The 23,135-nt window shown below is 67.3% G+C and carries 22 protein-coding genes; 12 read left to right on the top strand and 10 right to left on the bottom strand.

What is annotated here, in order from left to right:
- The first annotated feature begins 26 nt into the window (after positions 1–26).
- The gene (locus H7J93_RS05075) at positions 27–428 is read left to right on the top strand and encodes an SRPBCC family protein (RefSeq protein ID WP_267305199.1); all 402 of its coding nucleotides are present in this window, start codon (positions 27–29) and stop codon (positions 426–428) included.
- A gap of 46 nt (positions 429–474) precedes the next feature.
- Here the strand turns inward: H7J93_RS05075 and H7J93_RS05080 are convergent, their stop codons facing one another.
- Positions 475–669, bottom strand: coding sequence for a hypothetical protein (locus H7J93_RS05080; protein WP_267305200.1), 195 nt, complete (start codon positions 667–669; stop codon positions 475–477).
- A gap of 156 nt (positions 670–825) precedes the next feature.
- Between H7J93_RS05080 and ilvA the strand changes: the two genes are divergently transcribed.
- Positions 826–2,106: a threonine ammonia-lyase IlvA gene (ilvA, locus tag H7J93_RS05085; protein WP_267305201.1), complete on the top strand. Its 1,281-nt coding sequence runs from the start codon at positions 826–828 to the stop codon at positions 2,104–2,106.
- A 16-nt stretch (positions 2,107–2,122) separates the two neighbouring features.
- Here the strand turns inward: ilvA and treZ are convergent, their stop codons facing one another.
- Genes treZ through sucT form a run of 4 tightly spaced genes read right to left on the bottom strand, consistent with a single transcriptional unit; the run spans position 2,123 to position 10,378 of the window.
- Positions 2,123–3,847 (bottom strand): malto-oligosyltrehalose trehalohydrolase, encoded by a 1,725-nt coding sequence (gene treZ, locus H7J93_RS05090; RefSeq protein WP_267305202.1) that lies wholly within the window; start codon positions 3,845–3,847, stop codon positions 2,123–2,125.
- Positions 3,840–6,053: a malto-oligosyltrehalose synthase gene (gene treY / locus H7J93_RS05095; RefSeq protein ID WP_267305203.1), complete on the bottom strand. Its 2,214-nt coding sequence runs from the start codon at positions 6,051–6,053 to the stop codon at positions 3,840–3,842. The genes treZ and treY overlap by 8 nt, the downstream gene beginning before the upstream one ends.
- 3 nt (positions 6,054–6,056) lie before the next feature.
- On the bottom strand, positions 6,057–8,207 hold the full coding sequence (gene glgX / locus H7J93_RS05100; protein ID WP_267305204.1) for a glycogen debranching protein GlgX: 2,151 nt from the start codon (positions 8,205–8,207) through the stop codon (positions 6,057–6,059).
- Positions 8,207–10,378: an acetyltransferase SucT gene (gene sucT, locus H7J93_RS05105; protein ID WP_267305205.1), complete on the bottom strand. Its 2,172-nt coding sequence runs from the start codon at positions 10,376–10,378 to the stop codon at positions 8,207–8,209. Before sucT ends, glgX begins: the two co-directional genes overlap by 1 nt.
- 32 nt (positions 10,379–10,410) lie before the next feature.
- Between sucT and H7J93_RS05110 the strand changes: the two genes are divergently transcribed.
- The 4 genes from H7J93_RS05110 to H7J93_RS05125 all read left to right on the top strand — a co-directional run bounded on the left by H7J93_RS05110 (position 10,411) and on the right by H7J93_RS05125 (position 14,125).
- The gene (locus H7J93_RS05110) at positions 10,411–11,697 is read left to right on the top strand and encodes an adenosylmethionine--8-amino-7-oxononanoate transaminase (RefSeq protein ID WP_267305206.1); all 1,287 of its coding nucleotides are present in this window, start codon (positions 10,411–10,413) and stop codon (positions 11,695–11,697) included.
- A gap of 96 nt (positions 11,698–11,793) precedes the next feature.
- The gene (locus H7J93_RS05115) at positions 11,794–12,942 is read left to right on the top strand and encodes an 8-amino-7-oxononanoate synthase (protein ID WP_267305207.1); all 1,149 of its coding nucleotides are present in this window, start codon (positions 11,794–11,796) and stop codon (positions 12,940–12,942) included.
- Positions 12,939–13,616, top strand: a complete 678-nt coding sequence (gene bioD, locus H7J93_RS05120) for a dethiobiotin synthase (RefSeq protein ID WP_267305208.1) — start codon at positions 12,939–12,941, stop codon at positions 13,614–13,616. Before H7J93_RS05115 ends, bioD begins: the two co-directional genes overlap by 4 nt.
- Positions 13,617–13,618: 2 nt before the next feature.
- Positions 13,619–14,125, top strand: coding sequence for a 2'-5' RNA ligase family protein (locus H7J93_RS05125; protein WP_267305209.1), 507 nt, complete (start codon positions 13,619–13,621; stop codon positions 14,123–14,125).
- 3 nt (positions 14,126–14,128) lie between these two features.
- Here H7J93_RS05125 and H7J93_RS05130 read toward each other — a convergent pair whose 3' ends face one another.
- A complete protein-coding gene (locus H7J93_RS05130; RefSeq protein WP_267305210.1) occupies positions 14,129–14,464 on the bottom strand; it encodes an MmcQ/YjbR family DNA-binding protein in 336 nt (111 codons plus the stop codon).
- Positions 14,465–14,506: 42 nt separating this feature from the next.
- Positions 14,507–15,082 carry a TetR family transcriptional regulator gene (locus H7J93_RS05135; protein WP_267305211.1) on the bottom strand — a complete coding sequence of 192 codons (576 nt, stop codon included), beginning with the start codon at positions 15,080–15,082 and terminating at the stop codon, positions 14,507–14,509.
- A gap of 52 nt (positions 15,083–15,134) precedes the next feature.
- Between H7J93_RS05135 and bioB the strand changes: the two genes are divergently transcribed.
- The 3 genes from bioB to H7J93_RS05150 are packed head-to-tail and all read left to right on the top strand — an operon-like array spanning position 15,135 to position 16,975.
- On the top strand, positions 15,135–16,130 hold the full coding sequence (bioB, locus tag H7J93_RS05140) for a biotin synthase BioB (protein ID WP_267305212.1): 996 nt from the start codon (positions 15,135–15,137) through the stop codon (positions 16,128–16,130).
- Positions 16,131–16,142: 12 nt separating this feature from the next.
- A complete protein-coding gene (bsaP, locus tag H7J93_RS05145; RefSeq protein ID WP_267305213.1) occupies positions 16,143–16,334 on the top strand; it encodes a biotin synthase auxiliary protein BsaP in 192 nt (63 codons plus the stop codon).
- Complete coding sequence (locus tag H7J93_RS05150; RefSeq protein WP_267305214.1) at positions 16,331–16,975, top strand: DUF2567 domain-containing protein; 645 nt, start codon at positions 16,331–16,333, stop codon at positions 16,973–16,975. The genes bsaP and H7J93_RS05150 overlap by 4 nt, the downstream gene beginning before the upstream one ends.
- Here H7J93_RS05150 and H7J93_RS05155 read toward each other — a convergent pair.
- Positions 16,941–18,278: a lipase family protein gene (locus tag H7J93_RS05155; protein ID WP_267305215.1), complete on the bottom strand. Its 1,338-nt coding sequence runs from the start codon at positions 18,276–18,278 to the stop codon at positions 16,941–16,943. The genes H7J93_RS05150 and H7J93_RS05155 overlap by 35 nt on opposite strands.
- Before the next feature lie 43 nt (positions 18,279–18,321).
- Entirely contained in the window at positions 18,322–19,014 is a 693-nt protein-coding gene (locus H7J93_RS05160; RefSeq protein ID WP_267305216.1) for an NUDIX hydrolase, read from the bottom strand.
- A 32-nt stretch (positions 19,015–19,046) separates the two neighbouring features.
- Here H7J93_RS05160 and nadA point away from each other — a divergent pair, with 32 nt between their 5' ends.
- The 3 genes from nadA to nadC are packed head-to-tail and all read left to right on the top strand — an operon-like array spanning position 19,047 to position 22,524.
- The gene (gene nadA / locus H7J93_RS05165) at positions 19,047–20,105 is read left to right on the top strand and encodes a quinolinate synthase NadA (RefSeq protein WP_267305217.1); all 1,059 of its coding nucleotides are present in this window, start codon (positions 19,047–19,049) and stop codon (positions 20,103–20,105) included.
- On the top strand, positions 20,102–21,658 hold the full coding sequence (locus H7J93_RS05170; protein ID WP_267305218.1) for an L-aspartate oxidase: 1,557 nt from the start codon (positions 20,102–20,104) through the stop codon (positions 21,656–21,658). The genes nadA and H7J93_RS05170 overlap by 4 nt, the downstream gene beginning before the upstream one ends.
- Entirely contained in the window at positions 21,658–22,524 is an 867-nt protein-coding gene (nadC, locus tag H7J93_RS05175) for a carboxylating nicotinate-nucleotide diphosphorylase (protein ID WP_267305219.1), read from the top strand. Before H7J93_RS05170 ends, nadC begins: the two co-directional genes overlap by 1 nt.
- Here nadC and H7J93_RS05180 read toward each other — a convergent pair.
- Positions 22,521–23,090: a TetR/AcrR family transcriptional regulator gene (locus H7J93_RS05180; RefSeq protein ID WP_267305220.1), complete on the bottom strand. Its 570-nt coding sequence runs from the start codon at positions 23,088–23,090 to the stop codon at positions 22,521–22,523. The genes nadC and H7J93_RS05180 overlap by 4 nt on opposite strands.
- Positions 23,091–23,135: the final 45 nt, after the last annotated feature.

Consider the following 23,135-nt stretch of genomic DNA (forward strand, 5'->3'; position numbering starts at 1 on the left):
GAAAGTGTGTGCGCCACCATGAAGGTATGCAGTCGCGACACGTCAGTATTTGGATCGACGTTGCACCAGAGGTGGTCTACGAGTTCGCCGCGGATCCGCAGACCTGGCCGCAATGGGCTGCCGGGCTGGCCGAGGGCGGTTTACGCCAGGAAGCCGATGGTTGGGTCGCGGATTCGCCGATGGGCACCGTGACGGTGGAGTTCTCACCACCGAACACGTTCGGTGTGCTGGACCACGTGGTCGGGTTGCCGACGGGGGACAAGGTGTACAACCCGATGCGCGTCGTCCCCGGTGGGGTGAATGAGGAGCGGTGTGAGGTGACGTTCGCCGTGCGGCAGCGCGAGGGGATGACCGACGAGCAGTTCGATGCCGATGCTCAGGCGGTCGCCGCGGACCTGACGACGTTGAAGCGTCTGGTGGAGGCATAGAACGCGACAGGCCCTCCCGACGGGAGGGCCTGCTTGTCGTTACTTGTCACTCAGTCGATTGAAAGGCGCCAAGGCCCAGCCACACGACCGTGCCTGCAGCAGCGGCTGCGAGCACGGCCGGCGCTGCACTCGTTGTCGCGACGGCCACGATGACTGCGACGATGGCCGCCACCGCGAGCGCAAGCACCTTGTACACCGGCCAGGGCACCCCGGCGATGCTGACTTGGTCGCGTACGGTCATGGTTTGACGATAGCTCGTAAGCAAGTTTTCGGGCAACCGAAACACCGGATGAGGGCGATCAATTTCCCTAGTCAGGCTATGAATCGGGCCCGTGGGCGGGTCGGCGCCTGACGGCCCCATTTAAGAAAAAGGCCGGGTTGGTGGCACCATTGATCGGTGACCGCTGAACTGAGCCAGAGCCCGAGAACGTCGCCGCTGTCCGCGGCCGACATCGACGAGGCTGCTCAGCGAATTTCCGGCGTGGTGATGCGCAGCCCGCTGCAGTACAGCGAGCGGCTGTCGGAGGTCACCGGCGCGAACGTCTACCTCAAGCGTGAAGACCAGCAGGCCGTGCGGTCCTACAAGCTGCGCGGCGCCCACAACCTGCTGATGCAGCTGTCCGCCGAGGAGATCGCCGCCGGCGTGGTGTGCTCGTCGGCGGGTAACCACGCGCAGGGGTTCGCGATGGCCTGCCGGTCGATGGGTATCCACGGCCGGGTCTACGTGCCGGGCAAGACCCCGAAGCAGAAGCGCGACCGCATCCGGTACCACGGCCGTGAGTTCATCGAGCTGATCATGGTCGGCCACACGTATGACGAGGCCGCGGCGGCCGCGCTCGAGGATGTCGCCCGCACGGGTGCCACCCTGGTTCCGCCCTACGACGATCTGCGCACGATCGCGGGGCAGGGCACGATCGCCGCAGAGATCCTCGACCAACTCGACGCTGAACCGGACCTGGTGATCGTCCCCGTCGGCGGCGGCGGATGCATCGCAGGAATCACGACCTATCTCGCCGAACGCACCAACAACACGTCGGTGCTCGGGGTCGAGCCCGCGGGGGCGGCGGCGATGATCGCGGCGTTGGCCGCGGGGGAGCCGGTGACCCTGGACGACGTCGACCAGTTCGTGGACGGTGCCGCGGTGAACCGCGCGGGCGATCTGACCTTCGCCGCACTCGCAGCGGCGGGCGACATGGTGTCGATCACCACGGTGGCCGAGGGCGCGGTGTGCACCGCGATGCTCGACCTCTACCAGAACGAGGGCATCATCGCCGAACCCGCGGGCGCGCTGTCGGTAGCGGCGCTGATGGAGGCGCAGCTCGAACCGGGATCGACCGTGGTGTGCGTGATCTCGGGCGGCAACAACGATGTCTCCCGCTACGGCGAGGTGCTCGAGCGCTCGCTGGTGCACCTCGGGCTTAAGAAGTACTTCCTAGTGGATTTCCCGCAGGAGCCCGGTGCGCTGCGGCGGTTCCTCGACGAGGTGCTCGGCCCCAACGACGACATCACGCTGTTCGAGTACGTCAAGCGCAACAACCGCGAAACCGGTGAGGCTCTGGTCGGCATCGAACTCGGCTCGGCCAGCGACTTCGACGGCCTGATGGCGAGGATGCAGGCGTCCCACATTCACGTCGAGGCGCTGGAACCGGGCTCGCCCGCGTACCGCTACCTGCTCTGAGATCCGCTGTAAAGCTTCAGTTTCGGCGGAGAACGGCGACCGAGTGACCCGGTATCCGGGTGGTTGAGGTGCCGGCCGTCGGTTCGTCCCAGGTCAGCACCACGTCGCCGCTGACCGGTAGATCGACGGGTTCCGCACCGAGATTGCACGCGATCGCCAACGCGCCGCGGTGCATGACGAACCATCGGGCGTCTTCGTCGTAGTCGATCCGCAGATCGTCCAGCCACGGGTCGGCCAGATCGGGTTCGGTGCACCGCAGCGCGAGAAGTCCGCGGTAGAAGTGCAGCAACCGGGCGTGTTCATCGTCGCCGCGCTCGTCCCACTTCAGCTTGGATCGTTCGTAGGTCTGCGGGTCCTGCGGGTCGGGGATCTCGTCGGCGTCCCAGCCGTGTTCGGCGAACTCGCGTTTGCGGCCCTCGGCGGTGGCTCTGGCCAGTTCGGGCTCGGGATGTGAGGTGAAGAACTGGAACGGGGACGACGATCCCCATTCCTCGCCCATGAAAAGCATTGCGGTATAGGGTGATCCGATCGCTAGCGCCGCTTTGACCGCCAACTGGCCGAACGTCAGGTTCTGCGACGGTCGATCACCGCAGGCTCGATTGCCCACCTGGTCGTGGGTGAGTGTGTAGGCCAGCAGTCGGGTGGCGGGAATGGTCGCCGTGTCCAGTGGCCGCCCGTGTCTGCGGTGCCGGAACGACGAGTACGTACCCGCGTGGAAGTACCCGTGCTTCAACGTCGACGCCAGCGCCTCCAGCGAACCGAAATCCGAGTAGTAGCCCTGGCGTTCACCCGATACCGCGGCGTGGATGGCGTGGTGAATGTCGTCGTCCCATTGTGCGGTCATCCCGAGGCCGCCGCGGTCGCGCGGCGTGATGAGCCGCGGATCGTTGAGGTCGCTTTCGGCGATCAGTGAAAGGGGTCTGCCCAATTCCTCGGCCAGCGCGTCGGTTTCGGCCGCCAATTCCTCGAGAATGTGGATCGCCGTGGTGTCGACGAGGGCGTGTACCGCGTCCAGGCGCAGGCCGTCGGCGTGGAAGTCGCGCATCCACCGCAGTGCGCAGTCGAGGATGTAGCGCCGCACCTCGTCGGCGTCGGGACCCGAGATGTTGATCGACTCGCCCCACGGATTGCTGCCCGACGACAGGTAGGGACCGAACCGCGGCAGGTAGTTCCCCGACGGGCCGAGGTGGTTGAACACCGCGTCGATCAGCACGCCGAGGCCGCGCCGATGGCACGCGTCGACGAATCGCACCAACGCGTCAGGCCCGCCGTACGGTTCGTGCACGGCGTACCACAGCACCCCGTCGTAACCCCAGCCGTGCGTACCGCCGAACGCGTTGACGGGCATCAGTTCGACGAAGTCGACGCCGAGATCGACCAGATAGTCCAGCTTTTCGATCGCCGAGTCGAGCGTCGCGCCCGGGGTGAACGTTCCGATGTGCAGTTCGTAGATGGCCCTGCCCTCGATCGAGGCGCCGGCCCAGTCGCCGTCGGTCCAGGCGTCGGGATCCGGCTGCCACAGCGCGGACCGCTTGTGAACCCCGTCGGGTTGGCGCGGCGATCGCGGGTCCGGCAGCACGGTCGGGTCGTCGTCGAGAACGAACCCGTAGCGCGCTCCAGCGGGCGCGTCGACGTCGGTGCGCCACCAGCCGTCGTCGGACCTGGTCATCTCGTGCAGCGTGCCGTCCACGTCGACCCGAACCCGGTCGGGAAGGGGCGCCCACACCGAGAACTCAGCCATCGGTGCGCTCCAAGAGGGCGACCGGCAGGTCGGCGAACAACTCGGCCGCCAGGGTCCTGCCGCTGAACTCTCGGCCCGAGATGCGGTCGGTCCACCGTCCGTCCGGTAGCGCCATTGTCGTGTCCCCCCAACCGGTTTCCGACAGCAGCACCGTGTGCCGGCTCACCACGGTCATCACGTCGTCGCCGCGAAGGAACCCCACCAGATGATCGGCTGCCGGGCCGTCGGCGCGCATCGGTGTGTAACCGCCCTCGGTGAAGCTGGCCGCGCGCTCGCGGCGCAACCGCAGCGCCGCGGCCACCACACGGATCTTCGGATGGCGCAACGTCTTGAGCGCCTCCACGCGGGCCGCATAGTCGACAGGACGCCGGTTGTCCGGGTCGACGAGGCTGTCCTCCCACAGTTCGGTGCCCTGGTATACGTCCGGCACACCTGGCGCGGTGAGCGAGATCAGCTTCTGACCGAGGGCATCGCTACGCGCATGGAGGTCGAGCCGAGCCACGACTGCCGCTATCTCTGCGCCGATCGGCCCGTCGAGCACGGTGTCGATCCACCGGTGTACCGCCGACTCGAACTCCTCGTTCGGATCGTTCCAGCTGGTGTGCAGCGCCGACTCCCGGATCGCCTTCTCGGTGTACGCGTGCAGTCGGTCCCGCAGCGCCGGTGGGATCTCGCCGTCTACCGGCCACACCCCGAACATGTTCTGCAACAAGAACAGTCCGGTGGCCGGATCAGGGGGCGGGGCGGCCAGCATCCATTTGCCGACGAGCTCGGCCCACAGCGACGGCACCTGCGACAGCACCCCGATTCGGGCGCGCACATCCTCGCCGCGCTTCGTGTCATGGGTGGACAGGGTGACCATGGCGTGGGGCCACATCGTGGCCCGTACCGACGCGCGGTGGTGGAACTCGGCGACGCTCACCCCGAACCGACGCGGCTCGCCGCCGACCTCGTTGAGCGAGACCAGCCGCGCATCGCGGTAGAACAGGCAGTCCTCCATCGATTTCGCGGTCGCAGCTCCGCACAACTGCTGCAACCGCACGTTGGCTTCCTTGCTGACGGCCAGCGCCGACGCAACGATCGCCAGCGGCGCGGCCAGCTCCGGCCGCTCGCTGACCGCGGCGGCGATCGCGGTCGGCAGCACCGCCGAAAGTGCCTGGTAATCAGAGCGATAGACCTCGATATGGCTGATCAATGTCGCCACGGCCGCGGGGAGGTCGGTGTGGTCGGTACCTGCGGCCGCGATGACCACGCGACACAGCCGCGCCAGTTCGCTCTTGAGAGTTTCGGTGACGGCCTCGGCCTTGAGCCGGCGTGCGATCTCCGGCATCGAGCTGTAGTCCGAGCCCGCCGAGTCGTAGAGATCGGTGAGAGCCTTCTCGCCGGCAGGATCGATGAACACCCCGCCGATTTCGCGCAGCGCGTCGTAGCCGGTGGTGCCGGCCACCGGCAGCGTGGGTTCCAGCGCCTCGTCGACGGCGAGGATCTTCTCGATGACGATCCATGCCTCCGGTCCGGTCAGTTCACGCAGCCAGCCGAGATAACCTGCCGGGTCCGATAATCCGTCCGGATGGTCGATCCGCACACCGTCCACCAGTCCTTCGCGGAACCAGCGCTCGACCTCCACATGCGTCGCGTCGAATACGGCGCGATCCTCTTGACGCAGCCCGGCCAGCGAGGTGATCGAGAAGAACCGCCGGTACCCGCAGATCCCATTGCGCCAGCCGATGGCCCGATAGTGAGGGCTGTCGGCCGGGTAGCCGGGCGGCGGATCGTCGCCGTCGGCACCGAGGACCGGCAACACGATCCGTCCGTCCGGGTCCAGGTCCCAGTCGATGTCGAAATAGGACGCATAGGGCGAGTTCCGGCCGTGCGTCAAGACATCCAGCCACCATTGGTTCTGCTGCGGATCGTCGACCCCGACGTGGTTGGGCACGATATCAACAACGAGGCCGATACCTCGCGAGCGGGCCGCGGACGACAGCCGGGCCAAACCTTCGGCGCCGCCCAGTTCGGCCGACACGGTGGTGGCGTCGGTGACGTCGTATCCGTGTGTCGACCCCTGTGCTGCGGTCAGGATCGGGGACAGATACAAGTGCGACACCCCGAGTGCGTCGAGGTAGTCGAGGAGGTTTTCGGCGTCGGCAAAGGTGAAGGAGTCTCCGCGCATCTGCAGCCGATACGTTGAAAGCGGTTGAATCGACATGCGCTACGCGGTCTTACGCAGTACCAGCAGGGACCGCGCCGCGAGCGTGAGCTTCTCGCCCGCGGCGACCACCAGATCGGTCTCGCCGGTCGCGTCGGCGGTGTCGAACGCCGCGGTCCACTGGGCGGCATAACCGATGTCGGGAGCGACGAAGTCCACAGCCTTGCTGTGCGAGTTGAAGCACAGCAGGAATGAGTCGTCGACGACGCGCTCGCCGCGTTCGTTCGGCGCCGGGATCGCGTCGCCGTTGAGGAATACCGCGACGCATTTGTCGAAGCCCGAATCCCAGTCCTCAGGGGTCATCTCGCTGCCGGCAGGCGTCAGCCACGCGATATCGCGTACCTGATCGCCGGTGCGGATGGGCGCACCCTCGAAGAACCGACGCCGCCGAAACGCAGGGTGCCGTTTGCGGAACTCGATGACCTTGCGGGTGAACTCCAGATGGTCGGCATTCTTCTCGCACAGCGACCAATCCATCCAGGAGATCTCAGAGTCCTGGCAGTACACGTTGTTGTTGCCCGACTGGGTGCGGCCGATCTCGTCGCCGTGGGCGATCATCGGCGTGCCCTGCGACAGCATCAGCGTCGCCATGATGTTGCGCATCTGCTTACCGCGCAGCGCGAGGATCTCGGGGTCATCGGTTGGCCCTTCGACGCCGCAGTTCCACGACCGGTTGTGGCTCTCGCCGTCGCGGTTGTCCTCGCCGTTGGCCTCGTTGTGCTTCTCGTTGTACGACACCAGGTCGTTCAACGTGAACCCGTCGTGGCAGGTGACGAAGTTGATGGACGCGCTCGGGCGCCGCCCGGTGGCCTCGTAGAGATCCGAGGAACCGGTCAGCCGCGAGGCGAACTCGCCGAGTGTTGCGGGCTCTCCCCGCCAGTAATCACGCACAGTGTCGCGATACTTCCCATTCCACTCGGTCCACAAACCCGGGAAGTTGCCGACCTGATATCCGCCCTCGCCGATGTCCCACGGCTCGGCGATCAGCTTCACCTGGCTGACCACCGGATCCTGCTGCACCAGGTCGAAGAACGCCGACAGCCGGTCCACGTCATAGAACTCGCGCGCGAGCGTCGCGGCCAGGTCGAAGCGGAATCCGTCGACGTGCATTTCCAGCACCCAGTACCGCAGCGAATCCATGATCAGCTGCAGCGTGTGCGGGTGCCGGGCGTTCAGACTGTTGCCGGTGCCGGTGAAGTCCTTGTAGTAGCGCTTGTCCTCGTCGAGCAGCCGGTAGTAGGCGGCGTTGTCGATACCGCGGAAATTGATCGTCGGGCCGAGATGATTGCCCTCGGCAGTGTGGTTGTAGACCACGTCGAGGATGACCTCGATGCCGGCCTCATGGAACGTGCGCACCATCGTCTTGAACTCCGCGACCGCGCCGCCGGCATGCTTGTTTGCGGCGTATTGGTAATGCGGTGCGAAGAAGCCAAAGGTGTTGTAACCCCAGTAGTTTCGCAGCCCGAGTTCGAGCAGCCGATGGTCGTGCAGGAACTGGTGCACCGGCATCAGCTCGATCGCAGTGACGTTGAGCGACTTGAGGTGGTCGATGATCACCGGGTGCGCGAGGCCCGCATAGGTTCCGCGCAGCTCCTCGGGAATACCGGGATGCGTCTGCGTCATGCCCTTGACGTGCGCCTCGTAGATCACGGTCTCGTGGTACGGCGTACGCGGCGCGCGGTCAGACACCCACTGGAAGAACGGGTTGATCACGACGCTGGTCATGGTGTGGCCGAGCGAGTCGATCATCGGCGGGGTGCCACCGGTCGCGAGGTCCTCGGCGTTCAGGTCGTAGGAGAACAGCGCCTGGCTGAAGTCGAAGTCGCCGTGGAAGGACTTCCCGTACGGGTCGAGCAACAGCTTGCTCGGGTCGCAGCGATGGCCCGCGGCCGGCTCCCACGGTCCGTATACCCGGAACCCGTAGCGCTGCCCGGGGGTGACGGTGGGCAGATAGCAGTGCCAGACGTAACCGTCGACCTCGTCGAGGTTGATCCGCTCCTCGCTGCCGTCCTTGCCGATGAGGCACAGCTCCACCCGCTCAGCGATCTCGGAAAAGAGCGAGAAGTTGGTGCCCGCTCCGTCGTAGGTGGCGCCGAGAGGGTAGGGGGTGCCCGGCCAGACGGTGGGTACCGACGCCGGCGCGTCGGACGCCATCAGTCGACCCACCAACCAGTGATGGCCGCGATCTGTCGCCCGAGTTCGGGCGTCATCGTGCGCATGTAGGTAGTCGAGATGTGGTGGGCATCGTGATACAGCAAGACATTTCCCTCCACCGCGCGGCAGATGTCCTTGCGGCACATCGCATCGCTCATGTCCAGGGGCTTGAGCAACGGGAACCGCTTGACGAAATCGAGTGCGGGGTTATAGGGAGACAGTACGTCGGATCGCTTGACTCCGCAGGAGATGGCGTTGCCGCCCTCGGCCAGGCAGTCGGCGGGGAAGTACGGCTGTCCGTCGCGCACCAGCCATGGGGTATCGCGCATCGCGAGGATCGGAATGTTGTTGTCGGACAACGTCTGCCAGATACCGACGTAGGAGGCGGGCATGACGTCGCCCGGCTTGATGTTCCATGGCCGTGTCGCGGTGGTGAACACGTAGTCGGGACGGTCGGCGATGATCTTGTCCATCACCCGCTCGTTCCACTCGTGGCACTTCGGGTAGGGACGGTTGTCGCCCATGACCAACGGGACTTCCTCGGTGGTCAGCGGGCAGCCCATCTTCAGATAGGTGACCACTTTGAAGTGGTGCATCCGGCCAAGAAGGTCCAGCGCGGTGATCCAATGCTCGGCGTGCGAACCACCCGCCAAAGCGATGGTGCGGGAGGCGGTTTCGTCACCGTAGTTACAGGTGATGACGCCGACGTTGTCGAAGTCGCTGATGCAGCCGTCCTCGGTGGTGCGGGGCAGGTCCTTCCTGGCCTCGAGCACCGTCGGGCGCATCGGCAGCTTCGGCACCTTCACCTTGTCGATGAGTGCGCGGGCGCCCGGATAGTCACGCGAGGAAAGACCGCTCAGCTCTTTTCCGGTCGAGCGTTCGATGATCACGTGCTCGCGCCAGGTGAACGAGGTCGCCGTCAACGCCACCGCCAGCAGCACAACCACCGAGCCGAGCGCCATCGTCGGCCTGCGCAATCTGGCCCGCAGCGGGACGGCGGTGGACGAGGCGGGGCGATAGCGCAGCGGGTTCTCGACGAACTTCGTTGTCAGCCAGGCCAGCATCCCGGACACCACCAAGATGACGGCACCCTCGATGAAGTTGACGCGTCGATGCCCGGTGTAAGAGAGATAGAAGATCAGCAGCGGCCAGTGCCACAGGTACAGCGAGTACGCCATGGCGCCCAGCGCGACGAACGGCGCCGTCGCCAGCAGCCGGTTGGGGGCGGGCATGTGACCCGCGGTGTGCGGATCGGCCACCCGGTTCGCGGCGGACAGGATGAACAGCATCGTGGCGCCGACCGGAACCAGCGCCCACGGGCCGGGGAACTCGTGCACGCCGTCGATCAGGGCGCCACAGGCGAGGATCGCGGCCAGCCCGATCACCGCCGCCGTCGTACGCAACCACATCGGCCAGCGCAGGTTCGTGACCAGCGCGCCGACCAACGCGCCCAGCAGCAGCTCCCAGGCCCGCGCGAAGCTGTTGTAGTAGGCGGTGGCCTGATCGGTGTTGTGGGCGTGGATCGCGTAGACGAAGGAGGCGATGGTCAACGCGCTCAGCAGCACGACGAACGCGATCCGCATGTGGCGGCGGAAGACGCGGCGGAACAGGAGGGTGAACCCGAAAATCAGCGCCAGGAAGGCGATGTAGAACTGGCCCTGCACCGACATCGACCAGATGTGCTGCAGCGGGCTGACGGCCTCGCCGGCGCGAAGGTAGTCCGAGGCGGTGTGGGCCAATTCCCAGTTCTGGTAGTAACCCAGACTCGCCAGACTCTGGTCTGCGAATGTCTCCCAACGGGTTTCGGGCTGGATGAGGATCGTCAACACGGCCGCCGCCGCAAGGACGACGACCAATGCGGGCAGCAGACGTCGAACGAGCCGGGTGACCTCGGGCACCGGCCACAGCGATGCGCCGGGCGTCATCGCGGTGCGCAGAATGCGTCCGCCGAAGAAGAAGCCCGACAGCGCCAGGAAGACGTCGACCCCACCGGAGACGCGGCCGAACCACACATGGAACACCGCGACGAGGAGGATCGCGATGCCGCGCAGGCCGTCGAGATCGTGTCGGTAATAGCCCGATGCACGTGCAGGCGTAGCAGCCTTGGCCGCGCGCGACGGAGGTCCCGGGTCGGTTGTTGGTGCCGGACGGGCAGGGGCGAGGGTCATCATGGTCGACGGATAATCTACCCAAGGTGGCTTCCATGACGCCTGCCGAGATCAGCGCCATCGACGCCGCCCACGTCTGGCATCCCTACAGCACGATCGGCGCGGAAGCGTTCCCGCCGCTGGTTGCCACGGGCGCGCGCGGCGCATGGTTGACGCTGCACCGGGTTGGGCGCGACGTGCAGGTTCTCGATGCGATGGCGTCGTGGTGGACCGCGATCCACGGCCACGGTCATCCGGTCCTGGATGCGGCGATCACCGACCAGCTGGCCACCATGAACCACGTGATGTTCGGCGGGTTGACGCATGAACCCGCGGCACGGCTGGCGCAACTGCTGGTCCAGCTCACGCCCGACGGTCTCGACACCGTCTTCTTCAGCGATTCGGGTTCCGTCTCGGTGGAGGTCGCGGTCAAGATGGCGCTGCAGTATTGGCGCAGCATCGGCCGCGGGGCGAAGTACCGGCTCATGACCTGGCGTGGCGGCTACCACGGCGACACGTTCACGCCGATGAGTGTGTGTGACCCGGAGGGCGGGATGCACTCCCTCTGGACCGACATTTTGGCCCAGCAGGTGTTCGCACCTGCGGTGCCCCGCGAGTACGACGCCGACTATGTGAAGGCATTCGAGAAGCAGCTCGTCGAGCACGTCGACGAGCTGGCCGCCGTCATCGTCGAGCCAGTCGTGCAGGGGGCGGGCGGCATGCGGTTTCATGATCCGCGCTATCTGCTCGACCTGCGGGAGATGTGCACCCGCCACGGTGTGCTGCTGATCTTCGACGAGATCGCCACCGGGTTCGGCCGGACGGGGGAGCTTTTCGCCGCCGACCATGCGGGCGTGACGCCCGACATCATGTGCGTGGGAAAGGCGCTGACCGGCGGCTACCTCACCCTGGCCGCGACGCTGTGCACCCGCGAGATCGCGGAGACGATCAGCACGCACGAGCCCGGCGCGCTGATGCACGGGCCGACGTTCATGGCCAACGCGCTGGCGTGCGCGGTCTCGGTGGCATCTGTCGAACTGTTGCTCGCCGGGGACTGGCGGTCGTCGGTGCGGGCAATCGAGGCGGGCCTGCGCGACGGTCTTGCGCCCGCCGCCGATCTCGCAGGGGTGGCCGACGTCCGGGTACTCGGCGCGATCGGTGTGATCGAGATGGACCGACCCGTCGACCTGGGCATCGCGACGCCCGTTGCGCTGGACCACGGGGTCTGGCTGCGGCCGTTTCGCAACCTCGTCTACGTGATGCCGCCGTACATCTGCACGCCGGAGGAGGTCGCCCAGATCTCGTCGGCGATGGTCGCCGTCGCGCGTGCGCTAACGGGTTGATCGCCCGCATCTGGTGACGGCAATCAACCCGTTAACGGTCTGACCGCGCTCTGCGTTAGCCTGAACACCGTTCAAGTCGGCTCGCCGGAGGCACACGTGACACCACGCACAGGTCTTTCGCCGCTGGCGTGGCTCGACGACGTCGAGCAGCAGCGCCGCGCCGCTGGCCTGCGGCGCTCCCTCCACACGCGCCCGCCCGTCGGCGCCGAACTCGACCTGGCCTCCAACGACTACCTCGGCCTGTCTCAGCATCCCGACGTCATCGAGGGTGGAGTGTCCGCGCTGCGGACCTGGGGCGCAGGCGCGACGGGTTCGCGGCTGGTGACCGGCAACACCGAGATCCACGAGGGTTTCGAACGGGCGCTCGCCGACTTCGTCGGCGCCGAGTCCGCGCTGGTGTTCTCGTCCGGCTACACCGCGAACCTCGGTGCTGTCGTCTCGCTCTCGGGCGCCGGCTCGCTGCTGGTGTCTGATGCGCTGACGCACGCCTCCCTGGTCGACGCCTGCCGGCTTTCGCGGGCCCGGGTGGTGGTGACACCGCACCGCGACGTCGAGGCCGTCGAGGCGGCGCTGGCCGCCCGCGATGAGGAGCGCGCGGTCGTCGTGACCGATGCGGTGTTCTCCGCCGACGGTGTGCTCGCCCCGCTGCGGGCACTGCACGATGTGTGTCGCCGCCACGGCGCGCTGCTGGTCGTCGATGAGGCGCACGGGCTCGGCGTGCGGGGGACAGGCGGCCGTGGCCTGGTACACGAGGTCGGACTTTCGGGTGCTCCGGACGTGGTGGTCACGACGACGATGTCCAAGGCGCTGGGCAGCCAGGGCGGTGTCGTGCTGGGGCCGGCGGCAGTGCGTGACCATCTGATCGACGCCGCACGGCCGTTCATTTTCGACACCGGGTTGGCGCCCGCCGCGGTGGGTGCGGCGTGGGCGGCGCTGAACGTCTTGATCGCCGAGCCGTGGCGTGCGCAGGCGGTGCTGGACAACGCGGCGGAACTCGCCACGGTGTGCGACGTCGCCGAGCGCCCCGACTCCGCGGTGGTGTCGGTGATCCTCGGTGAGCCGGATGTGGCGCTGGCCGCTGCGGTGGCGTGCCTGGACCGCGGCGTACGGGTCGGCTGCTTCAGGCCTCCGACGGTCGCGCCGGGCACTTCCCGGCTGCGGCTCACGGCTCGCGCGTCTTTGTCGGAGGATGAGATGGCCCTGGCGCGTGAGGTTCTCACCGACGTGCTCTTTCCCGGCACGTGAGCACGGTCGTCATCACCGGGACGAACACCGGCGTCGGCAAGACGGTGGCGACTGCGGCGCTGGCCTGTCATGCCCGGCTCGCGGGCATCGACGTGGCGGTGTGCAAACCCGTGCAGACCGGCAGTCCGCAGGACGACGACCTGGCCGACATCGGGCGGCTATCCGGCGTGACCGACCTGCGTGGTTTGTGGCGTTACCCGGAACCGCTGGCGCCGGTCGCCGCCGCGCAACGGGCGGGCTTGGCGTTGCCGACGCGCACTGAACTCGTCGAATCGGTGCGTGCCGCCGGCGAGGGACCGGCGAAGCTGGTCTTGGTGGAAGGTGCCGGCGGCCTGCTCGTCGAGCTGGGTGTCGGAGGCGTGACGCTGCGCGACGTCGCGAAGGACCTGGGCGCGCCGGTACTGGTCGTGGTCGCCGCGGGCCTCGGCACGTTGAACCACACCGCGCTGACGCTGGAATCACTTGCTGCACAGGGTATTCCATGCGCGGGTCTGGTCATCGGTGCGTGGCCGTCGGAACCCGGTCCGGCCGAGGAGGGCAACCGTGAGGCGCTGAGCAGGCTGGCGCCGCTGCGCGCGGTGCTGTCTGCCGGTCTGGGGGCGGTAAGCGCGGCCGAGTTCGAGGCCGTGAGCAAGTCGGGGTTCGATCCGGTGTGGGTCGCCAGTCTGGGGTAGCGATGGTCCATTCCGTGGAACTCGTCTTCGACGACAACACCGAGGCGGCGGTGCGCCAGATCTGGGATGCGTTGCGCGAGGCCGGAATCCCGAGCCAGGCGCCGGCCAGTCGCCCGCATACCACGTTGACGGTCGCTGAACGGATCGACGCCGAGGTCGACGCGGTGCTGGCATCGCTGACGGATCGCTTTCCGCTGCCGGGCCGGATCGGGGCGCCGCTGTTTTTCGGCCGGACCAAGGCCGTGTTGGCCCGGCTCGTGGTGCCGACCGCGGCCCTGCTCGACTTGCACGCGCAGGTGCACGAACTGTCCCAGGCGTTCCTGCATCCGGGTCCGATGGCCAACGCGCAGCCGGACGGCTGGACCCCGCACGTGACCATGGCGCGCCGCGTCGTGCCGGCTCAGATGGGCCGTGCCGTGCGGATCGCCGCGAAACCGCCGGAGATCGGTGGGGCTGTTACGGGCCTGCGGCGGTGGGACGGCAATTCCAAGCGCGAGTTCCTGATCTAGCCGCTACGGGACCGTCGCCGCAACGCTTTTCGGCACGCACATCCGCCAGCCGTCGATCACCAACTCGCGAAGCTCATCGAGCTCGATGGCATCCAGCTTCACGAGGATCCAGTTGTATCGCATCTCCGACGTGCGCGGCAGCATGAACTTCTCGGGATGGGCGGCGACCATGGCGGCGCGCTCTTCCTTGGGAAAGCCGACGCCCATCACCGTCTCGTCGCGCGAGAACGCGGCATAGACCAGCCGGCCGGCCCGAAACCTGATCTCGTCGCGCACCACCCCCTCAGAGGACCGCGGCAGGGTCGCAGCGATGCGCCGCACGTCGTCGACGGTGATCACGATCCGAACGGTAGTCCGCACCACCGACAATTCGACGGGGCTCTACTCGATCGTTTCCGCCATCGCGTGCGTCTGCGCGTGAATGCCGTCGACGAGCAGTTGGAGACCGAAGCCGAACCGGGCATTGGCGTCGTCGGTGAGCACCGACTGCCACTCGGGGAGCTCGGCGCCTGCGGCGTCCCACTGCAGACGGGACTGTTCGTCGACCGTGAAGCCCAGCACGTAGTAGACGACCGTGCGAGCGGCCAACTCGGCATGCGCGAAGTCGACGCCGACCTCGGAGACCGCCTCGGTCAACAGCGCCAGAATCTGCTTCATCGCCGACGACTGCCCGGCCGCAAAGCTGGCCGACACCAACTCGGCGCCGTCGGTATGCGACAGCAGCGCATCGCGCAACCGATTGCACACCTCCACGACGCCACGTGCCGTGGGGACCCCGTCGAGAATGCGGTCGCTGATCGCGCCCAACAACTCCTGCTTGTTGGCGAAATGCCAGTACAACGCCCCGGCGGACACGTTGAGTTCACGCGCGAGCCGTCGCATCGTCAGGTCGGCGATGCCGTACTCGTCCAGCAGCGCCGTCGCCGCCGCGACCACGTCCCGTTTGGTCAGCTGCACGCCCATACCCTAGCCTGAACACCGTTCAAGTTCTCAAGGAGAGTGGTTACGGGTGAGCGACATTCTGGCGGAGGCTCGCGAACAGGTATTGGAGCGCGGCGAAGGCCTCGACCAGGAGCAGACGCTGCAGGTGCTGCAGCTTCCTGACGACAAGCTCGACGAACTCCTGGAACTCGCCCACGACGTCCGGATGAAGTGGTGCGGCCCCGACGTCGAGGTCGAGGGCATCATCAGCCTCAAGACCGGCGGCTGCCCCGAGGACTGCCACTTCTGTTCGCAGTCGGGGCTTTTCGCGTCGCCCGTCCGCAGTGCCTGGCTGGACATCCCGAGTCTGGTGGAGGCCGCCAAGCAGACCGCGAAGACAGGCGCCACCGAATTCTGCATCGTCGCCGCCGTCCGCGGCCCCGACGAGCGGCTGCTGGCACAGGTCGCCGCGGGCATCGAGGCGATCCGCAACGAGGTCGACATCCAGATCGCCTGCTCGCTGGGCATGCTGACCGCAGAACAGGTCGAGCGACTCGCCCAGATGGGCGTACATCGCTACAACCACAATCTCGAGACCGCGCGGTCGTTCTTCACCAACGTCGTCACCACGCATACCTGGGAAGAGCGCTGGGACACCCTGCAGATGGTCCGCGACGCCGGCATGGAGGTCTGCTGCGGCGGCATCCTCGGCATGGGTGAGACGCTCGAGCAGCGCGCGGAGTTCGCCGCGAACCTCGCCGAGCTCGATCCGCACGAGGTCCCGCTGAACTTCCTCAACCCACGGCCGGGCACGCCGTTCGGCGACCTGGAGGTACTGCCGGCTTCGGAGGCGTTGAAGGCCGTCGCGGCGTTCCGGCTCGCGCTGCCGCGCACGATGCTGCGGTTCGCCGGTGGCCGGGAGATCACGCTCGGCGACCTGGGCGCCAAGAAGGGCATCCTCGGCGGCATCAACGCCGTGATCGTCGGAAACTACCTGACCACGTTGGGACGGCCCGCCGAAGCCGACCTCGAGCTGCTCGACGATCTGCAGATGCCCATCAAGGCACTCAACGCCACCCTGTAGCACCATCAAGAGATGGCGTTCAACGTCTACACAGGCGAACCCGACGGCACGGCGATGCCGACGGCGGCCCGCCTCGGCCTCGAGCCGCCGCGGTTCTGCGCGGAATGCGGTCGGAGGATGATCGTGCAGGTACGTCCCGACGGCTGGTCGGCCAAGTGCTCACGGCACGGGATCACCGACTCGAAAGATCTTGAGCAACGATGACTGACCTAACGGCGAATAATCCAGCGCCATCACGTATTTCGCGCGGACGCGCGGCGGTGATCGTGATCGCCGCACTCACGCTCGCCGGCGCAATCGTCGGCGCACTGTGGGCGTGGCTGGCGCCACCGGTTCATGGCGTGGTGGCATTGACCAAGGGCGGTGAGCGGGTCCGGGCGTACCTGGGCAACGAGGCCGATCACTTCTTCGTCGCGGCCTTCCTGGTGGTCGGCATGGTGTGTGTGGTGGCCTTTGTCGCGTCGGTGCTGGTGTGGCAGTGGCGTGCGCACCGTGGCCCGGTGATGGTCGCGGCGCTGAGCATCGGAGCCGCCGCGGCGGCCGGTGCGGCAGCGGGAGTCGGTGCGGTACTGGTGCGTTGGCGGTACGGCACGATCGATGTCGCCAGCGCACCGATTTCACCCGAGCATCGAGTGCACTACGTGATCGAGGCGCCTGCGGTGTTCTTCGGGCACTCGCCGCTACTGATCGCGCTGACCATCCTGTTTCCCGCAGCGATCGCGGCCCTGGTCTATTCGCTCATCGCGGTGTCGATCGCACGTGACGACCTGGGTGGGTGGCCGCCCGCCGAACGTGACGACCTCGATTCCTTTACAGCGGTGAACGCTCCACCGTCCGGCCAGTGACCACCTTGGCGACGATCTTCGCAAGCCGTGCCATCCCGACATACGTCATCGGATTCAGCAGCGTCGGCCACTTGGTCCGAACCATGTGCTCCGACAAGGGCTTTCCGTTGAACCGATCGATCAACCAGCGCAGCGTCATCGGCGCGGACAGCGGGTGCAGCAGCATGTGCTCACTGAACATGTCCCGGTGGTAGGTCACCGAGGCGCCGCCGGATTTATAGGTGTCGGCGAGTTCATCGATGTCGTGGACGTCGATCAGCAGGTCGTGGACCGCCTGCACGATGAGCACCGGCGGGGTCGGTACGGTCGCGCCGAGCTTGATCTCGTCGAAGACCCGTTGCACCGCAGGCGTACTGAGAATCTGCTCCAGGGGCGCGTCGAGCATGTCGCCCATGTCCCGCCGGAAGAGCCGGACGACGGCCTCCACGGTCGTCATGTTGTGCAGCCGATCCAGGAGCGTCCTGCCCTCCTCGGTGACGTGCTCCTCGATGACCTCGTTCAGGTCGGGGTAGATGTCGGCCAGCGCCGCGACGACGAGGGCGGGCAGGCCCGCCATGTGGCTTCCGTTGAGTCGGCGGAATGTGTGTCCGAGGTCGCCTACCGGGGATCCGAGCACGGCGCCGACGACGTTGAGTTCCGGCGCGTAGGTACCGCTCACCTCGGCGGCCCAGGCGGTCGCGAGTCCACCGCCGGAGTAGCCCCAGAGGCCGATCGGCGCATCGAGCGACAACCCCAGCCGCTTCGACGTGAGCGCGGCACGTACGCCGTCGAGAACGTGGTAGCCGGGCTCGTACGGAGCGCCCCACATCCCGAGACGGCCCTCATGGTCGGGTACCGACACCGCCCAGCCCTCGGCGAGGCATGCGGCAACCAGCAGGAACTCGAACTGAGCGATCGAACCCGTCGCGTGCGCATGACGCCGCAGGGCATAGGACGGGAAGCAGCGCGACGTGACCGCATCAATGGCGCACTGGTAGGAGATCACCGGCGTCACCGCCCCCGGAGCGCGCTCAGCGGGCACGATCACGGTGGTTGCGGCGGCATCGGGTGCGCCGTGCATGTCGGTGCTGCGATACAGCAGCTGGGTGGCGCGAACACGCTGCGGAATCAGGCCCATGAACGCCAGCTCGACGTCACGGCTACGCAGGACCGTTCCCGGGGTGGCGTGCTGGAAGCCGTCCGGAGGGTCGTAGAACGGGTCGTCACACGGCAGCTGGGGGCGGGTACCGCGGACCAGGTCCTCGTGCGGGACTTGCCCGATCCACTCTGCACCCGCTGCTGGTGCGACGCTGCCCAGATCCATCCGGCCATTCTTACTTAAGAAAGCGTTAAGAAGCCAGCCCGACTCACCCGGGCGGGCGTAATGCCGCGAATTCGTCGGTGACCCGATAGTGGGCGTCGGTGAACCGGTACAGCGCGGCCGGGCGGCCGCCGCTGCGGCCTGATCGTGCGGTGGTGCCGGTGCGGGTGATGACGTTTCGCCGCTCGAGCACGCGTTGCAGATTGGTCGCGTCCACCGGGTGTCCGAGTGCGGCGCTGTAGATGTCCCGCAGCGAGGACACCGCGAATTCGGTTGGGGCCAAGGCGAACCCGATGTTCGTGTAGGACAGTTTGGCGACGAGTCGAGCATGCGCGTGTTCGACCATCGGACCGTGGTCGAATGCCATCGGCGGCAGATCGCTGACTGGATGCCACCGCGTGTCCGAAGGCAGCTCGGGGGTCGCGGGGGAGGGCACCAGCCCGAGGAACGTCGACGCGATGGTGCGGGCGCCCGGCACCCGTTTCGGGTCCGAGAACACCGCCAGCTGTTCGAGGTGAGCAACCTCACGTAGGTCGACTTTTTCCGCGAGTTGCCGTCGAACGGAGCTGGTCAGATCCTCGTCGTCGCGTAGCCGGCCACCCGGGAGCGCCCACCTTCCGGCCTCGGGTTCCAGGGCGCGCTGCCACAACAGCACGTGAAGTGCAGGTTTCGGCGAGTCGACAGCCCGTACTTGGAACACAGCGGCGAGGACCTCGTGCTCGGTGCTAGTATGAGCCATGTTTTCGATTATAAGTCGAAAACCTCGACGGAATGAAGGAGCCGGCTGTGACAGTTTTGGATCGCATGCCCGCTAACGATCTCGCGGACCGCATCACATCCGGTCCCACGGGGTTTTCCGGCGTCGACGGCGACCAGCGGTGGGCCGACGAGGTGCGTCGGCTGGCCGATCTGCGCGGCGCGACGCTGCTGGCGCACAACTACCAGCTGCCGGCGATTCAGGACGTCGCCGACCACGTCGGCGATTCGCTCGCGCTGTCGCGTATCGCTGCTGAGGTGCCCGAGGACACGATCGTGTTCTGCGGCGTGCACTTCATGGCCGAGACCGCGAAGATCCTGTCCCCGGAGAAAACGGTGTTGATTCCCGACCAGCGTGCGGGCTGCTCGCTGGCCGACTCGATTACCGCCGACGAACTCCGCGCCTGGAAGGCCGAGCATCCCGGAGCGGTCGTCGTGTCCTACGTCAACACCACCGCAGCGGTGAAAGCCGAGACCGACATCTGCTGCACGTCGTCGAACGCGGTCGAGGTGGTGGCGTCCATCCCGGCCGACCGCGAGGTGTTGTTCTGCCCGGATCAGTTCCTCGGCGCTCACGTGCGGCGGGTCACCGGTCGCGAGAACCTTCACGTGTGGGCGGGAGAGTGCCATGTGCACGCCGGTATCAACGGCGACGAGCTGGCCGACCAGGCCCGCACCCACCCGGACGCGGAACTGTACGTGCATCCCGAATGCGGTTGCGCCACTTCGGCTCTGTACCTGGCGGGGGAAGGGGCTTTTCCCGAGGACCGGGTCAAGATCCTGTCGACCGGCGGCATGCTCGACGCCGCCCGGGATACCCGCGCGCGCCAGGTACTGGTGGCCACCGAGGTCGGAATGTTGCACCAGTTGCGCCGTGCCGCACCGGAAGTCGACTTCCGCGCCGTCAACGACCGCGCCTCGTGCAAGTTCATGAAGATGATCACCCCCGCCGCGCTGCTGCGCTGCCTCGTGGAAGGTAAGGACGAGGTCCACGTCGATCTCGAGACCGCCCGGCTGGCACGCGCCAGTGTGCAGCGGATGATCGAGATCGGTCAGCCCGGCGGCGGCGAATGACCGGCCAGATGGCCTGCGGCGGCCGCGGCTACTGGCAGCAGCGCGCCGATGTCGTCGTGATCGGCACCGGTGTCGCGGGTCTGGTGGCGGCCCTCGCGGCACACCGCCGCGGCCAGAAGGTGATGGTTCTCAGCAAGGCCGGCGATACAGCCACCTTCTATGCGCAGGGCGGAATCGCGGTTGTGCTGCCCGATGCCCTACGCGAAGAGGGAGATTCGGTGGACGCGCATGTCGCCGATACGTTGGCGGCCGGTGCCGGACTGTGCGATCCGGAGGCGGTGCGTTCCATCGTCGCCGACGGCTACCGCGCGGTGCGTGATCTCGTCGACGACGGCGCCCGCTTTGATGAAGCCGCCCCGGGACGGTGGTCGCTGACTCGCGAGGGTGGTCATTCGCGGCGTCGGATCATCCATGCCGGAGGCGACGCCACCGGCGCCGAGGTGCAGCGCGCGCTCGACGTGGCCGCGGCCCGGCTCGACATTCGGCGCAACCACGTCGCGCTCGAGATCCTGCACGACGACGGTGCCGTGACCGGTGTCCTCACGCTCAACGACGATGGCCTGGGAATCGTCCACGCGCGATCGGTGATCCTGGCGACCGGCGGATTGGGCCATCTGTACTCGGCGACCACCAACCCCGAAGGGTCGACGGGCGACGGTGTGGCACTGGCGATGTGGGCCGGGCTGCCGGTGGCCGATCTGGAGTTCATCCAGTTCCACCCCACCATGCTGTTCGACGGTGAGACAGGCGGTCGGCGACCGCTGATCACCGAGGCCGTACGGGGTGAGGGCGCGGTTCTCGTTGACTCTCAAGGCCGTTCGGTCACCGCCGGTGTGCACCCGATGGGGGACCTGGCGCCGCGCGACGTCGTTGCCGCAGCCATCGACGCACGGATGACCGCAACGGGTGACCCCTGCGTCTTCCTCGACGCGCGGAGCATCAAGGGCTTCAAGAAACGCTTTCCCACCGTCACCGCTGCGTGTCGCGCCGCGGGCATCGATCCGACGCGGCAGCCAATCCCCGTCGTTCCCGGTGCGCACTACAGCTGCGGCGGCGTGGTCACCGATACGAACGGCCGCACCGAAATGGCAGGGCTTTTCGCCGCGGGCGAGGTGGCACGCACCGGGCTGCACGGCGCTAACCGGTTGGCCTCCAACAGTCTGCTCGAGGGCCTCGTGGTGGGTGGCCGCGCCGGAAGGGCTGCCGCCGCACATGCCGCGGACGCCGGACCGTCGACGGCTCGGCTGCCGGAGCCCAGCGTGCGACGCGCGCTGCCCCGACCGGTATTGCAGCAGGCGATGAGCCGCTACGCATCGGTGGTGCGCGATGACACCGGCCTGTGCGCGCTCTCGCAGGCGCTGGAGGCAGCTACTCCGCGGAAGTTCGGCTCGCGCACGGATTTCGAAGACGTCGCACTGACGACGGTGGCGGGCGGTGTGATGGCTGCCGCGTTGGCGCGGACCGAAACGCGCGGGTGCCATCATCGCGCCGACTACCCGGACACCGATCCGGCGATGGTCCGCACCTTGGAACCGGCGGTGGCGTGCGTCTGATGGAACTGACTGCCGACGAACTGACCGAGGCGCGGCGCGTGATCGCTCGCGCGCTCGAGGAGGATCTGCGCTACGGCCCCGACGTCACGACGCTGGCCACGGTGGGCGCGGATGCGACGACGACGGCGTCGATGGTCGCCCGGGAGCCGGGCGTCATCGCGGGTGTCGACATCGCCCTGTTGGTGCTCGACGAGGTCTTGGGCTCAGGCGCTTACGTCGTCAAACACCGCATCGACGACGGCGAACAACTTGATGCCGGAGGGCTGGTGCTCGCGGTCGAGGCGCCGACGCAAGGATTGCTGACCGCCGAGCGGACCATGCTGAACCTCGTGTGCCACCTGTCGGGGATCGCAACCACGACCGCGGCCTGGGTGGCCGCCGTCGAGGGCACCAAGGCCAAGATCCGCGATACCCGCAAGACGCTGCCCGGCCTGCGGGCGCTGCAGAAGTACGCGGTACGCGCCGGCGGCGGCGTGAACCACCGAATGGGGCTGGGCGACGCGGTATTGATCAAAGACAACCATGTCGCCGCCGCGGGTTCGGTGGTCGCCGCACTGCACGCCGTGCGGGCTGCAGCCCCCGAACTGCCGTGCGAAGTCGAGGTCGATTCGCTGGAGCAACTAGACGAGGTGCTCGGCGAGAACCTGGGGGATCAGGCGCTCATCCTGCTCGACAACTTCCCGGTCTGGCAGACGCAGATCGCGGTGCAGCGCCGCGATTCGCGTTCGCCGGCAACCAAATTGGAGTCGTCCGGTGGACTGTCGCTTGACACTGCCGCCGAGTACGCGGGAACGGGCGTGGACTACCTGGCGGTCGGAGCGCTCACCCATTCGGTGACCGTGCTCGACATCGGACTGGATCTCTAGGGCCGCTCAACCAGCCGCCGCGCACCGGCCTTGGCGGCCTTGAGCGCTGCGTCGTCGCCGGCGATGCGCGACAGGATCAACGCCCCTTCGAGGAGCGCGATGACGGCGAGCGCCGTCTGTTCGGCGTCGGCGTCGGCCCAGCCGTCGCGGCGCAGTCGGTCCTCGATCGCCGTGCGCCAGCCGCGAAATGCCCGTGCCGACGCCTCGCGGACGACGGGGCTTGCGTTCACGGATTCGGTCGCGATCGGCTCAATAGGGCAGCCGTCTCGCCGGTCCGACGCCAGCCCGGCGGACATCAGGTCGATCCAGCCGTCCACGATGTCGGCGACCGCCAACTCGCTGTCGAGGAATTGCCGAAGCCGGGCTTCGATGTCGGCGCCGGCACCTTCCACCACGGCCGCGGCCAACTGCTGCTTGCCGTCGGGGAAGTGGTGGTACAGCGACCCGGCCTTGACGTCTGCGGTCTCCAGGATCTGGTTTACGCCGGTCGCCGCGTAGCCCTGCCTGCGAAAGAGCAGGGCGGCGGCGTCGACGAGCGCGGTGCGGCTGCGATCCGGACGAGGCATCCCTTGACTTTACTTGAAAGGTCACTCAAGAATAGTTGAACACTC

Source organism: Mycobacterium barrassiae, from assembly GCF_025822765.1.
GTDB classification, from domain to species: domain Bacteria; phylum Actinomycetota; class Actinomycetes; order Mycobacteriales; family Mycobacteriaceae; genus Mycobacterium; species Mycobacterium barrassiae.